The 13,646-nt window shown below is 71.8% G+C and carries 13 protein-coding genes; 3 read left to right on the top strand and 10 right to left on the bottom strand.

Translation table 11 applies throughout. The annotated features are described in order from the left end of the window. Positions 1-151: 151 nt before the first annotated feature. The gene (locus EDD31_RS10365) at positions 152-784 is read left to right on the top strand and encodes an O-methyltransferase (RefSeq protein WP_123305415.1); all 633 of its coding nucleotides are present in this window, start codon (positions 152-154) and stop codon (positions 782-784) included. Here the strand turns inward: EDD31_RS10365 and EDD31_RS10360 are convergent. The 8 genes from EDD31_RS10360 to EDD31_RS10325 form a co-directional block, all read right to left on the bottom strand. After that, entirely contained in the window at positions 781-1,437 is a 657-nt protein-coding gene (locus EDD31_RS10360; protein WP_123304084.1) for a response regulator, read from the bottom strand. The genes EDD31_RS10365 and EDD31_RS10360 overlap by 4 nt on opposite strands. Then, positions 1,425-2,729, bottom strand: coding sequence for a sensor histidine kinase (locus EDD31_RS10355; protein ID WP_123304083.1), 1,305 nt, complete (start codon positions 2,727-2,729; stop codon positions 1,425-1,427). The genes EDD31_RS10360 and EDD31_RS10355 overlap by 13 nt, the downstream gene beginning before the upstream one ends. Positions 2,730-2,836: 107 nt before the next feature. Continuing rightward, positions 2,837-4,456, bottom strand: coding sequence for a leucyl aminopeptidase family protein (locus tag EDD31_RS10350; protein WP_123304082.1), 1,620 nt, complete (start codon positions 4,454-4,456; stop codon positions 2,837-2,839). Between the two features lies 1 nt (position 4,457). Next, positions 4,458-4,625, bottom strand: a complete 168-nt coding sequence (locus EDD31_RS10345) for a DUF3117 domain-containing protein (RefSeq protein WP_123304081.1) — start codon at positions 4,623-4,625, stop codon at positions 4,458-4,460. 174 nt (positions 4,626-4,799) lie between these two features. Further along, complete coding sequence (locus EDD31_RS10340) at positions 4,800-5,594, bottom strand: LOG family protein (RefSeq protein WP_123304080.1); 795 nt, start codon at positions 5,592-5,594, stop codon at positions 4,800-4,802. 6 nt (positions 5,595-5,600) lie between these two features. Further along, positions 5,601-6,731: a succinyl-diaminopimelate desuccinylase gene (dapE, locus tag EDD31_RS10335; RefSeq protein WP_123304079.1), complete on the bottom strand. Its 1,131-nt coding sequence runs from the start codon at positions 6,729-6,731 to the stop codon at positions 5,601-5,603. Next, positions 6,724-8,166 (bottom strand): NAD(P)H-quinone dehydrogenase, encoded by a 1,443-nt coding sequence (locus EDD31_RS10330; RefSeq protein ID WP_245991345.1) that lies wholly within the window; start codon positions 8,164-8,166, stop codon positions 6,724-6,726. Before EDD31_RS10330 ends, dapE begins: the two co-directional genes overlap by 8 nt. A gap of 124 nt (positions 8,167-8,290) precedes the next feature. Beyond that, on the bottom strand, positions 8,291-9,214 hold the full coding sequence (locus tag EDD31_RS10325) for a glycerophosphodiester phosphodiesterase (RefSeq protein WP_123304077.1): 924 nt from the start codon (positions 9,212-9,214) through the stop codon (positions 8,291-8,293). Positions 9,215-9,343: 129 nt separating this feature from the next. Between EDD31_RS10325 and EDD31_RS10320 the strand changes: the two genes are divergently transcribed. Together EDD31_RS10320 and EDD31_RS10315 are read left to right on the top strand one after the other, a co-directional pair. After that, the gene (locus tag EDD31_RS10320; protein WP_123304076.1) at positions 9,344-10,198 is read left to right on the top strand and encodes a purine-nucleoside phosphorylase; all 855 of its coding nucleotides are present in this window, start codon (positions 9,344-9,346) and stop codon (positions 10,196-10,198) included. Between the two features lie 38 nt (positions 10,199-10,236). Continuing rightward, positions 10,237-11,982, top strand: a complete 1,746-nt coding sequence (locus EDD31_RS10315) for a phospho-sugar mutase (protein ID WP_123305413.1) — start codon at positions 10,237-10,239, stop codon at positions 11,980-11,982. On the opposite strand, the gene EDD31_RS10310 is transcribed toward EDD31_RS10315, so the two are convergent. Together EDD31_RS10310 and EDD31_RS10305 are read right to left on the bottom strand one after the other, a co-directional pair. After that, positions 11,979-12,194: a hypothetical protein gene (locus EDD31_RS10310; protein ID WP_123304075.1), complete on the bottom strand. Its 216-nt coding sequence runs from the start codon at positions 12,192-12,194 to the stop codon at positions 11,979-11,981. The genes EDD31_RS10315 and EDD31_RS10310 overlap by 4 nt on opposite strands. Positions 12,195-12,342: 148 nt before the next feature. Then, positions 12,343-13,644, bottom strand: coding sequence for a thymidine phosphorylase (locus EDD31_RS10305; protein ID WP_123304074.1), 1,302 nt, complete (start codon positions 13,642-13,644; stop codon positions 12,343-12,345). Positions 13,645-13,646: the final 2 nt, after the last annotated feature.

The following is a 13,646-nucleotide window of genomic DNA, read 5'->3' as shown; positions in this document are numbered from 1 at the left end:
GTTTCGCCCGGTGGATCCGGACTGCTTTCCACCATGCTACGTGCGTGGCTGCGCGCGTGCTGGCGCGGGCCTGCGAGCTGGCGCACGTCAGGGTGGCACAATCGAGGCAATCATCCACGGGTCCAGCAGCCCACCAGCTCAGGAGGCCGTCATCACTACGTCCAAGTCCCAATCATGGGCCTACGCCGAGGAGTTCGCCCACGAGGACGAAGCCACGGCCGCGGCGCGCTCACGCGCCCGTGAGCTGGGCGTACCTGCCGTCTCCGCAGGAGTGGGATCCGCCCTGCGGGCGATCGCGCGCATGGTCTCGGCCCGCACCGTGGCCGAGGTGGGCACCGGCGCCGGCGTCTCCGGCCTCTGGCTCCTGGCCGGCATGGGCACCGACGGAGTGCTGACCACCATTGATGCCGAGCCGGAGCATCAGCGCGCCGCCCGGGAGTCCTTCACCGCGGCAGGCCTCAAGCCGGCCCGCACGCGCCTGATCGGTGGCCGGGCCCGGGAGGTGCTTCCCCGCTTGGCTGACGGCGCCTACGACCTGGTCCACCTCGACGGCGATCCGGACTCCTCGCTGGACGACCTGGACCAGGCCGTCAAGCTCCTGCGCCCCGGCGGGGTGCTGGCGGTGCACGCAGCCCTGTGGCGCGACCGGGTGGCCGACCCGGCCCGCCGCGACGAGGACACCGTGGCGATGCGCGAAGTGGGCAAATCCATCCGCGCCGACGAGCGCCTGGTGAGCACGCTGATCCCGGCCGGTGACGGCCTGCTGGTGGGTGTGCGGGTCTAGCCGAGGCCGGCCCGGTAGAGGCACAGCGCCACCTGCACCCGGTTCTCCGCCTCCAGTTTGGCCATGACCCGCGCCACGTGCGTCTTCACGGTGGCCAGGCTGACGAAGAGCTTCGAGGCGATCTGCTGATTGCTCAGCCCCTCGGCCACCGCCAGCGCGATCTCGCGTTCCCGTTCGGTGAGCACACTGAGCCGGCGCAAGGCCTCCGCCTCCGGGTCGCCGGGCTGCGCGGCCGTGGCTTGCCGGATGAGCTGCCGGGTGACCGACGGCGAGAGCACGGGGCGCCCGGCGGCGCCCTGCAGCACGGCGGCCACCAGTTCCGCCGGCGGAGTGTCCTTCAGCAAGAACCCGCTCACGCCAATCTCCAGGGCGCGTAGCACGGTCTGATCGGCGTCGAAGGTGGTCAGGATCAGCACCGTGAGGGCCGGATCACGCTCCAGGAGCCGCTCGGCGCAGGTGAGGCCGTCCATGCCTGGCATCCGGATGTCGAGCAGCACCACATCGGGGCGGTGCACCGCGACCTGCGTGAGTGCCGTCGCGCCATCACCGGCCTCTCCGACGATCGCGATTCCTTCGGCGCCATCGAGCAGAAGCCGCAGCCCCGACCGGATGAGTGCCTCGTCGTCGACGAGGACCACCCTCACGCTGCCCATGGCAACCATGCTCTCACCACGAATGTCTCACCGGTGCTCACGCTCAGGTCTCCCCCCGCCAGCCGGACGCGCTCGGCCGCCCCGATCAAACCCACTCCGGCGCCGCCGTCGTGGGGGCGTGCGCCCACCGCTGTCGGGTTGGTGACCACGACGGTCACCTGATCTCCCGGTGCTCCGGTGATGCTCACGCGCACCGGTTGCCGCGGGGCGTGCCGCAACGCGTTCGTCAGCGCCTCCTGCACCACGCGGTAGGTGTGGCGCCCGGTTCCGGCGGGGAGCTGAGCGAGGTCTGCCTCCACCACCACTTCGACCGGGGATCCGGCGCGCCGGACCTCCGCGGCCAGCTCAGCGAGGCGCTCGGCGACATCGGGAGAGGGCTCGACCTCCTCCGCCGAGCCCGTCGCGCGGAGCTGCGGCTCGGGCGCGGCTGCCTTTCCGGCTGTGGTGGAGGTCTCGCCCGAGGATCGCAGGATCTGGAGGGTGGAGCGAACCTCGTGCAGCGCTTCGTGTGCATTGCGCCGGATCGCTCCCGCAGCCTCCTGGGTGCGGGCGAGATCGAGGTCGTCGCGGTACTCGAGCGCGCCGGCATGCAACGCGATCAGCGAGAGCCGGTGGCCGAGTTCATCATGGAACTCGCGGGCAATGCGGTTCCGTTCCTCGCTGCGTGCCCGGGCCTCGGCGGACTCTCGCCCGGCACGCTCCGCCGCCGCCTCCCGGCGAAGGCTCTCCACCAGCTCCCGGCGTGCTCCGATGCTCCATCCCAGGAGCCCGGGCAGGGCAACGCTGACGACCAACGAGATCCAGACCGCGAGCAGGCCCGTCACCGAGGACTGGAACAGAGCGTCCTCCTGACCAGGGAAGGGCAGCCAGTGGCGCAGCACGAACTCGACCACTGCCACGGAGAGGGTCACCGCGCCGAGCGCGGCCAGCAGCTCCCTGATCCGGCGGCGTGTGCCGAGCGACGTCACGGCCAGAAGAAAGGCTCCGATGGAGCAGGCGGATAGCCCGGAGATCAGGCAGAGCGCGATCGCGATCGCCAGGGGAGCCCGGCGCCGGAATCCCACGAGCACCATGGCCAGCACGCCCAGCACGACGTCGAGGAGCATCACGGCCAGGAGCGCCACGTTCTCCCCTTGCAGCGCGAGATCGCCGGAGGCGGTCGTCGGGACATCGCCCTCGAAGGCGGTGGTGGTCCCGATCCCCCAAACCCCCAGGCCGGCGAAAAACCCGATCATCGCCGCGAGGGCGAGCTTCCAGACCCTGTTCCACGTGCGGACGACGACACCTGCCATCTCGCCATCGTAGGGAGCCGCCTGGCGGCACCGCGTCGACCGAAAGGACGACCCGGGGCCGGCCACCCGACGTCCCACGCCGGTGCGGCGACTGGCCCGGCGTGGCCTCAGCTCTGAGCGAGATCCTCGAGGTAGCGCAACAGCAGGCGTGCGCCGAAGCCGGTGGGGGCCTGGGCGGGGAGCTCCATCGAGCCACTGCCGTTGCGGCCCACGCCGGCGATGTCCAGGTGTGCCCAGCGGCGCCCGGCCGCGAAGTGCTGCAGGAACAGCGCTGCGGTGATCGAGCCGGCTCCCACATTGGAGGTGGCGATGTGCGAGAGGTCAGCCACCGAGGAATCCAGCGAGGAGCGGTAGTCCTCCACCAGGGGCATGTGCCAGGCCTGCTCTCCACTGGCGCGGCCGGCTCCACTCAGTGCCTCGGCGAAGTCCTCGGCGGGCGAGTACAGCGCCGCGTGGTGACGACCGAGACCGAGAGTCGCGGCACCGGTGAGGGTGGCGATATCGATGATCTCATCCGGGTCGAGGGTGGCCGCCGCCCAGCTCATCGCGTCTGCCAGCACCATGCGCCCCTCGGCGTCGGTGTTGCCGATCTCCACGGTGGTGCCGTCGAAGACGGTCACGATGTCACCGGGCCGGTAGGCGGAGTCGCCGATGGCGTTCTCGGCCAGGGGCAGCACCGCGGTGACCGTGACCGGCAGGGAGAGCTCGGCGGCTGCGAGCACGGTGGCCAAGGCCGTGGCGGCGCCGGCCATGTCGGTCTTCATGGGAATCATCGGCTGCGGGGGCTTGAGGGAGAGGCCACCGGTGTCGAAGGTGATGCCCTTCCCCACCAGCGCCACCGACGGCGCGGATCCCGCACGAGGCTGCCAGGTGACGGTGACCAGCCGCGGCGGGGTCGCGGAGGCTTGCCCCACTGCCAGCGTGGCGTCGAAACCGTGCTTGGCCAGCCAGCGCTCGTCGTGAACCTCCACGGAGAGCTTGCCGCCCGGCCGCGAGCCGGCCGCAGCAACGAGGGCCTTGGCCTGCTCGGCCATCCAGGCAGGGTTCTTCAGGTTCGAGGGCGTGGCGGCCAGGTGCCGGGCGAGCCACGTGGCGCGGGCTGCAGCGCGGGCGCGGCGCACGGCGGTCTCGGACCCGTCGACCTTCCCGATGACCGTGAGCTTCTCGGCAGGCTGCTTGGTCTTGGCCGGGCTCTGCGCGTTCCGGGGGAGGCGGTAGGCGCCCAGGGCGAAGCCCTCCGCGAGGGAGCGCAGCCCGTCGGCGTCCAGATCGGTACCGGCGGTCAGCGCCGCGGTCTCCAGGCCTGCCACGGCCCGCGAGGCTGCCAGGCCGGCCTGCCGCCAGTGCTCGGGACGGCCTGCCCCGATACCAACCAGCACGATCGTGCCGGGGAGATCCACCCAGACCGGTTCCCAGGCATCCGGGAGCGTGCGCGGGAGCCGAACGGTGGCGGTCCACCCGGGCGAGCCCGCGCTGCCGTCGGCCCGTTCAGCCTCGGCGACGAGATCGATGTCGTACAAGGCCGCCACATCAGCACCCTGGCCGGCCAACACTGGCCGGGACTCGCCCACGCGGCCGGACTTCTCCTGCGGAGCCGGCCGGACCGGCACGATCATGGCGTCGTTACCATGCCACGGCTCGCGCGGCGTGATGGGCGCGTCGAGAAGCGTGACGGCAGGAAGGGTGAGCAGCGCTGCGGGGGAAAGCTGGTGACGATCAGCCGGCATATCAGCTGTCGACCGCGTCGAGTGCGCCGCCCAACTCCGCAGCCTCGGCCGGGGTCAACTCGACCACGAGACGGCCACCGCCCTCCAGCGGAACCCGCATGATGATGCCCCGGCCTTCCTTGGTCACCTCAAGCGGTCCGTCGCCAGTCCTCGGCTTCATCGCGGCCATCTGATGTACCCCTCTTCTCATAGATCCTCTGCTCACCCCGCGCCGGGGAAGCACCCGCCACGCGGCAGGGCGAATCACTGGCCCCATTCTATGACACACGCCGCACCCGTCACCGCCGGAGAGGTCTCAGACGTCTATGCGAACGGTGCGGAGCGGCTCCGGCGCGGTGCGAGATTACTCGGGGGCGCCGCCGGCCTCGTCGGCGGCCACAGCCTGGGCCTCCGCCTCGCGCGCCAACCGAGCCTGGCCCTTGCGGACCACGTCGACCGCCTCTTCGGCCGTGTCCACGATCGGCAGGAGGTCGACGTCGGCCTCGGAGATCATCCCGCGCTCGCGCATCGTGTTCCCCAGCCAGTCCACCAACCCGCGCCAGTAGGACTCCCCGACCAGCACGATCGGGAAAGAGGAGACCTTCTGGGTCTGGACCATGGTGAGGGCCTCGAAGAGCTCGTCCATAGTGCCGAAGCCGCCGGGCAGGACCACGAAGCCCTGGGAGTACTTCAAGAACATGGTCTTCCGCGCGAAGAAATACCGGAAGTTGACCCCGAGATCCACCCACTGGTTCATGCCCTGCTCGAAGGGCAGCTCGATCCCCAGGCCCACCGAGGTCCCATCGGCGTCGACGGCGCCCCGGTTGGCGGCCTCCATGATGCCGGGACCGCCCCCGGTGATGACCGCGTAGCCGGCCTTGACCAGCCGTTGCGCGACCTCCCGGGCCAGCGCGTACTCCGGCTCCTCAGGCTTGACGCGGGCGGAGCCGAAGACCGAGATCGCGGGGCCGAGATCGGCCAGTGCACCGAAGCCCTCGACGAACTCGGCCTGGATGCGCATCACGCGCCACGGGTCCTGGTGCAGCCACTCGATGTCCTGCTCGGAGGCGAGCAGCCGGGTGTCCGTGGTCTCCTCGGGGATCCGCCCCCGGCGCAGGAACACCGGGCCTCGCCGGTAGGTGCCGTCTTCTTCAGCCATCGGTCCTCATTCCTCGATTCCGGGTGTGCCGGCATCCGGGCCGGCGTCGTCGGTGAGCCAGCCACGCAAGGCGGCGGCGCAGCTACGGATCTGCCCGGTCGGGCAGTGCTCGTCGTCGGCGTGGGCGAGCTCAGGATTCCCGGGGCCGAAGTTCACGGCCGGGATCCCCAACTCAGCGAAGCGCGCCACGTCGGTCCAACCGTACTTCGGTCCCGCCACCCCTCCGGTCACGCTGGTCACCGCGGCGACGAACTCCTGCACCAGGAGCGCGTCGAGCCCAGGCCTGGCGCCGGGGGCGGAGTCGCTGACCTCGACGTCGAATCCCTCGAAGACCTCACGCACGTGGGCCGCGGCTTGCTCGGGCGTCGCCGAGGGTGCGAAGCGATAGTTGACCGAGACGGTGCAGCGGTCCGGGATGACATTGCCGGCGATGCCGCCGCTGATGCCGACGGCGTTCAGTCCCTCGCGGTAGACGAGTCCGTCGACCTCGACCTCCGCCGCGGTGTAGTGCGCGAGCCGGTCCAGGATGGGGGCGGCGGCATGGATGGCGTTGCTGCCTCGCCAGGAACGTGCCGAGTGCGCGGCGCGGCCGGTGGTGGAGATATCGGCGCGCAGGGTGCCGTTGCAGCCCCCCTCGATCCCGCCGTTGGTGGGTTCGCCCAGGATGGCGAGGTCGCCGTGCAGCCACTCGGGGTGGAGGCGTGCCAGGCGGCCGAGTCCGTTGAGCTCGGCTTCGACCTCTTCGTGGTCGTAGAAGACCCAGGTCACGTCCCAACGGGGTGCGGCGAGCGTGGCGGCCAGGTGCAGGGCGACGGCGACCCCGCCCTTCATGTCCACGGTGCCGCGGCCCCAGAGCGCCTCGGACTCGGTTCCTGCGTCGCGGAACGACGTGGGGAGATTCGCTGTCACGGGCACGGTGTCGATATGCCCGGCGATGACCACTCGCCTGCTGCGGCCCAGGTGGGTTCGGGCCACGATCGCATCGCCGTCGCGCAGCACTTCCAGCTGTGCCGAGCGGGCCAGCGCGGTTTCGATGGCGTCGGCCAGGGTGGTCTCGTCCCCGGAAACCGAGGGGATGTCGCAGATCGCTGCGGTGAGGGCGACGACGTCGCCGCTGAGGTCGAGAGTCTCAGGCACGGTGCAACCTCCGGGCTGCTTCGGAGATCGAGCCGGTCAGTGAGGGGTAGATGGTGAAGACCTTCGCGAGGTCGTCGACCGTCAGGCGCTGGGCGACCGCCAGGGAGATCGGGTAGATGAGTTCCGAGGCGCGCGGGGCGACCACCACTCCCCCGATGACCTCACCGCCCGGGCCGTTGGCGAAAAGCTTGATGAAGCCCTCGGTGATCCCGAGCATCTTCGCGCGGGCGTTGCGGGCCAGGGGCAGGTAGGTCTGCACCACCTGAGTGGTCTCGTCCTCACGCGGCACGGTCACGCCCACGGTGGCGATCTCGGGAGCGGTGAAGATGTTTGCGGTCACCTCCGAGAGGTCCAGCGGGGAGACGGCGTCACCGAGGGCGTGCCACATGGCGATGCGGCCCTGCATCGCCGCCACCGACGCCAGCGGCAGCACGCCGCTGCAGTCCCCGGCGGCGTAGACGCGCAAGGCCGTGGTGCGCGAGACGCGGTCGACCTCGATATGGCCGGCGGCAGAGATCTCGACGCCGGCCTCCTCGAGGCCGAGGCCGCCGGTGTTCGGCACCCCGCCCACCGCCACCAGGCAGTGCGAACCCGTCACGACCCGCCCATCCGTCAGCTCGACCTCCACGGCGTCGCCATCGTCCTTGCTGACGCGGCGCACCGCGGCGGCCCGGGAGCGCGAGAGCACGGTCATGCCACGACGGCGGAAGACGTTCTCGATGAGTTCGGCGGCGTCCTCATCCTCACCGGGCAGCACGTGCTCGCGGGAGGACACCAGAGTGACCGCAGTGCCGAGCGCGTTATAGGCGCCGGCGAACTCCGCGCCAGTCACACCCGAGCCGACGACGATGAGGTGTTCGGGTGCCTCATCCAGGTTGTACATCTGAGCCCAGGTGAGGATGCGTTCGCCGTCCGGCTCGGCGGTGGGCAGCACGCGGGGACTCGCTCCGGTGGCCACCAGCACGATGTCGGCCAGGAAGGTCTGCTCCTGGCCGTCGGCGAGGGTGGCGTGGACCTCACGCTGACCCAGGCGGGACAGGTCCGCTCCGATCCGCCCCGAGCCGGCCACGAGTTCGACCCCGGCGCGCTCCAGAGAACCGCGGATGTCCTCGGACTGGTTCCGGGCCAGCTCGACCACCCGGCGGTTGACCACGCCCAGGTCCGCCCGCAACCGGCCGACCTGCCCATCGCCTCCACCGGTGAAGGCGATCCCCAGCTCGGCAGCCTGCTCGGTCACGGTCAGGGCCTCGGCGGTCGCGATGAGCGTCTTGGAGGGGACGACGTCGGTCAGCACCGCTGACCCACCGATCCCGTGGCGCTCGATGAGGACCACGCGCGCCCCGAGCTGCCGGGCCACCAGGGCAGCCTCGTAGCCCCCGGGCCCGCCACCGAGGATGGCGACCGTGGAGCCTTCACGCACTGGCGACGCGCCCACGCCTTGGTCGCGACGGTTCTCTTCCGAGGTGGGGGCAGGGCGGGGATCAGGGGCCGAATGGGCCGGAGCGTCGGGGTTCACCCCTCGCATTCTGCCGAAGTCCCGCTGCTCTAGCGAGATCGGCTCAGGCGGGAAGGGCTGCGCCGGCGGGCTGCTGGGGTGCCAAAGGCCCCGAGGTGGCCGCCAACGGGCCGCCGGGCACCGGCGACCCGGCCGCCCCGGGGCCGGCAGGGAGCGCCATGGCGGAGGAGGCCGGGAAGAGCGAGCGCGCCTCGAGCCAACCGAGCAGTCGACCAGGACGGTCAGTGATGATGCCGTCCACACCGGCGGCTGTAGCTGCCGCCCAGTGCGGGGCCTCGTTGAGCGTCCAGGTCATCACCTGCAGGCCACGCGCGTGGCAGTCACGCACCAGGCCGGGGCGCTCCAGCAGCATCAGGCCGTGCGGGTTGCAGGCGCTGACCTCCAGCTCCTCGCAGAGGTCGAGCAGCTCCTCGGTGGCGTCCCACATGTGGCCGACGATCAAGCCGCGTGGGAGGTGGGGGGCGACCTCGCGCAGGTTGGCCACAGTCTCCACCGAGAAGGACTGCACCATCACCCGGTTGGCCAGCCCGGCCTCGTCGATGAGGGCGATCACCGGTGCGAGCAGCTCCGGGGACCAGGTGCCCTTGACCTCCATCAGCAGGTCACTGCCACGGTGGCGGGTGAGCAGGGCCAGGACCTCGGGCAGCAGCGGCAGCGCCGCGCCCCGGTAGGCCGGGTCGAACCAGCTTCCGGCGTCGAGGTGACGGACCTCATCGGCATCCAGGGCGCTGATCGGCCCGGCGCCATCGGTGGTGCGCTCCAGGGAGTCGTCGTGGATGACCACGGCGGCGCCGTCGGCGGTGGGCTGGACGTCGATCTCGATCATGTCCGCACCGTCCATCGCGGCGGCGACCATGGCGGGGATCGTGTTTTCCGGGGCGAGCGAACTCGCTCCGCGATGCGCGATGACTAGGGGCTGGTGCCGCTGCTCCGCGCCGCGGATGGGCCCTGCGTATGTGGAAGACATCTCTGGCACAGTACGACCGATCCAGTGCGTGATGGGGCGACTGCGGCGCCGCGCCATGAACTGTTCCCCGGCCGTTCAACTGCCTGCCGCCGCGGCGTTACGCACGGTCACCCAGGTAGCGTCTGTGCCATGACGACCCCCCTTCCCTCCCTGGACGACCCGGCCACCGACCCGCGCGAGATCGCCGCTGCTGCGGCCCGGGAGATCGCCGCCCGCAGTGGCGTGGACCGCCACGACCTCGCCCTGGTGCTGGGCTCGGGATGGGGCGGAGCCGCCGACCTGCTCGGCGAGACCGTGGCCGACCTGCCCGCCGAGGAGCTCCCGGGCTTCTCCGCACCGGTGGTGCCCGGCCACGGCGGACGGATCCGCTCCATCCGGCTGTCGTCGCAGCCCAGCGCTGAGCCATCGGAGGTGCGGCACGCCCTGGTGCTGGGTGCACGCACCCACTATTACGAGGGCAAGGGCGTGCGCCGGGTGGCCCACGCGGCGCGGGTGGCCTCGGCCTGCGGCGCGAGCACCCTGGTCCTGACGAACGGCTGCGGGAGCGTGCGGCGCGAGTGGGGGCCCGGTTCGGTGGTGCTGGTGTCCGACCACCTGAACCTCACCGGCACGTCCCCGCTGGAAGGCGCGACCTTCGTGGACCTGACCGATCTGTACTCCGCTCGCCTGCGTGGCGTGGCACGCGAGGTGGACGCCGACCTGCCCGAGGGGGTCTACGCCCAGTTCCGAGGGCCGCACTACGAGACCCCGGCCGAGGTGCGGATGGCCGGGGTCATGGGCGCCGACCTGGTGGGGATGTCCACCGCACTCGAGGCGATCGCGGCCCGCGAGGCCGGACTGGAAGTCCTCGGGCTCTCCCTGGTCACCAACCTGGCGGCCGGGGTCTCCGCGGAGGCCCTCTCCCACGAGGAGGTCCTCCAGGCCGGCAGCGACGCCGGTCCGCGCATCTCACGGCTGCTCGCCGAGATCGCGGGCCGGCTGTGAGCGAGGAGCTCGACCTGCACGAGCGCGCCCAGGAGTGGATGGCCGGCGATCCGGATCCAGAGACCCGGCACGAGCTCGCCACCCTGCTCGCGGCCGCCACCGACGTCTCCCCGGTGGCGCACGAAGCCATGGTCGGCGGCGCGCTGCCCGATGCCGCCGCAGCCACGGCCGAGCTGGCCGACAGCCTTTCCGGCCCCTTGGCCTTCGGCACCGCCGGGCTCCGTGGGCGGCTGGGCGCGGGCCCGAATCGCATGAACCTTGCGGTCACGCGCCGCGCCACGGCCGGGTTGTGCGCGCACCTGCGGGAACTGGTCGGTTCCGACTTCACCGTGGTGATCGGATACGACGCCCGCCATGGCTCCCGCCGCTTCGCCCGGGACGCGGCCGCCGTGGTGGGCGCAGCAGGCGGGCGGGCCCTGGTGCTCGACGAGCCCGGACCCACTCCTCTGCTCGCCTTCGCCGCCCGCCATCTCGGTGCCGATGGCGCGGTGATGGTCACCGCCTCGCACAACCCGCCCCAGGACAACGGCTACAAGGTCTACCTCGGCGGGCGCGCGGTGACCGGCGCTGCGCAGGGGACGCAGATCGTGCCCCCGCACGACGCCGCCATCGCGGCGGCGATCGAGGCCGCGGCCCCCGCTGCGCAGATCCCGGCCGACGGCCCGTGGGAAGTGGTCGATCCCGCCGTGCGCGCCGCCTACCTCGACCGCGTGGCGTCCCTGGCGCCCGGAGAGCCGGCCTCGGCGCTGCGCGTGGTGCTCACCTCGCTGCACGGCGTGGGCGGGCAGATGGCCACAGAGGCCTTGCAGCGCGCCGGCATCGAGGTGCTCCCGGTGCCCGAGCAGGCCGAGCCCGATCCCGACTTCCCCACCGTGGCCTTCCCGAACCCCGAAGAGCCTGGGGCGCTGGACCTCGCCCTGAACCTCGCCCGGGCGGAGAACGCCGACCTGGTGCTGGCGAACGACCCGGACGCGGATCGCTGCTCGGTGGCGATACCCGCCGCCGGTGCCCCTGGCGGATGGCGCCAGCTCACCGGCGACGAGATCGGCGCACTCCTGGGCGCTCGCGCGGCACGGGACCATCAGGGGCAGGCCGGTGCGCTGCTGGCCTCCTCGGTGGTCTCCTCCCAGCTGCTGGGGCGCATCGCCACCGCTCACGGCCTGGAGCACCGCGAGACGCTCACCGGCTTCAAGTGGATTGCGCGCGCCGATGCCACCGATGACGCAGTCACCGGTGGTGCAGGCGCGGGTGCTGCTCGGCTGGTCTTCGGCTACGAGGAGGCCATCGGATACTGCTGTGATCCGGAGGCGGTGCGGGACAAGGACGGCATCTCGGCGGCCGTAGTGATCGCCCGGCTCGCCGCGGAGCTGCGCGCTGAGGGCCGGAGCCTGCAGGACGGACTCGATGACCTGGCCCGGGACCACGGAGTGCACCTGACCGCGCAGGTCTCGCTGCGCGTGGCCGACCTCAGCCGGATGACCGAGATCATGGCGCGGTGGCGCGCCACGCCTCCCCACTCCCTGGCCGGCTCCGCGGTCGAGGGGGTGTCGGACCTGGCCCTGGGTGAGCGGCTTCCACCGACCGATGCACTCATCATCACCACGGCAGACGGTAGCCGCGTCATCGTGCGGCCCTCCGGCACGGAACCAAAGCTCAAGTGTTACCTCGAGGTGATCGAGGCCGGGGGTGATCGCGCCGAGGATGCGCTCCACGCGGCCCGCGAGCGGGCACAGTCACGACTCGAAGCCTTGCGCACCGCCGTCGAGGAGCTCCTGGAAGCCTAGGACTCCGGCTCCTCGTCCGCGGGATCGGCGAGGTCGGGAAGCTCGTCGAGCTGTTCGGCGACGTCGGCTGGATCGGCCTCCCGGGTGGCGGTGACGACCTCGGGGTCGGGCGCGTAGTCCTCCGGGGTGGCGGCACCGTCGGCGTGGTGCTCCTCGGCCAGGGACTGCGGATCGCTCTCGATACCCACGGGGTCAGGCAGCTGCGAAGTCATCACTAGGCCTCCTTCTCTCGGACACACTGGCCCGGCAGGCGTGACGCCCGGAGCCGGGCTACCAGCCTGCCCCTGAGCGCCCCAGCTCCGCAAACGCGCAGCGCTCCGGCGCCGGGCCGCTGCGCGTGGCGGAGCCTGCAGGCACCCGTCAGCCCACGCGGCCGAGGATGCGGCTGCCTGGCCCGACGCCACGGGCCTCGTCAACGGTCGCGTGCACCGTGACCGCCGCTTCGAAGGCCTCCTGAGCGCGCGGTATGCGCTCGGGAGTGTCGGTGTGCAGGGCCGCGATGGGCTGCCCCGCGCTCACCTGCTCCCCTGGGCCCACCAGCAGCTCAACACCGGCGGCTGCCTGCACGGCGTCCTCCTTACGGGCCCGCCCGGCCCCGAGCCGCCATGCGGTCACGCCCACCTGATAAGCCTCGAAGGTCACCGCGCCCGGCGCCGTGGCGCGGACTTCCTCCACGTGGCGGGCAGTCGGTAGCGCCGCCTCCGGGTCGCCACCCTGAGCTGCGATCATCCGCCGCCAGAGGTCCATGGCGCGGCCATCGGCGAGCGCCTCGGCCGGATCCGCCTCACCCCCGCCGCCGAGCTCCAGCATCTCCCGCGCCAATGCCACGGTCAGCTCCACCACGTCCGACGGGCCGCCACCGGCGAGCACCTCCAGGGACTCACGGACCTCCAGCGCATTGCCGGCCGTGCGGCCGAGCGGCTGATCCATGTCAGTCAGCACCGCGGTGGTGGGGAGCCCGGCGTCCGCGCCGAGGGCCACCATGGTCTCCGCGAGTTCCCGCGAGCGCTCCAGATCCTTCATGAAGGCCCCGGAACCGGTCTTCACATCGAGCACCAGGCCGCAGGCTCCCTCGGCGATCTTCTTGGACATGATCGAGGAGGCGATCAGCGGGATGGACTCCACGGTGCCGGTGGCATCGCGCAGGGCATAAAGCTTGCGGTCGGCCGGGGCGAGATCATCGCCCGGCGCGCAGACCACCGCGCCCACCTCGCGGAGCTGGGCCTCGATCTCGGCGTTGCTCAGTTGCGCGCGCCAGCCAGGGATGGCCTCGAGCTTGTCCAGGGTGCCGCCGGTGTGCCCGAGACCGCGGCCGGAGAGCTGCGGCACGCTCAGCCCGCAGGCGGCCACGAGCGGCGCGAGCGGCAGCGTGATCTTGTCGCCCACGCCCCCGGTCGAGTGCTTGTCCACGGCCGGTCGCGGCAGTCCCGAGAAGTCCAGCCGGCGCCCGGAGTCGATCATCGCGGTGGTCCAGGCGGAGATCTCCGCGCGGTCCATGCCGCGCAGCAGGATCGCCATGGCCAGGGCCGACATCTGCTCATCGGCCACCACACCACGGGTGTAGGCGTCCACCACCCAGGCAATCTGCGCGGGGCTCAAGGCCGCGCCATCACGCTTGGTGGCGATGATCTCGACGGCGTCGAAGAGCTCGGGCGCGTTCATGC

The sequence above is a fragment of the Bogoriella caseilytica genome (assembly GCF_003752405.1).
GTDB lineage: Bacteria > Actinomycetota > Actinomycetes > Actinomycetales > Actinomycetaceae > Allobogoriella > Allobogoriella caseilytica.
Note: the sequence above shows the minus strand (reverse complement) of the source record. Positions and strands in the feature narration are given on the sequence as shown.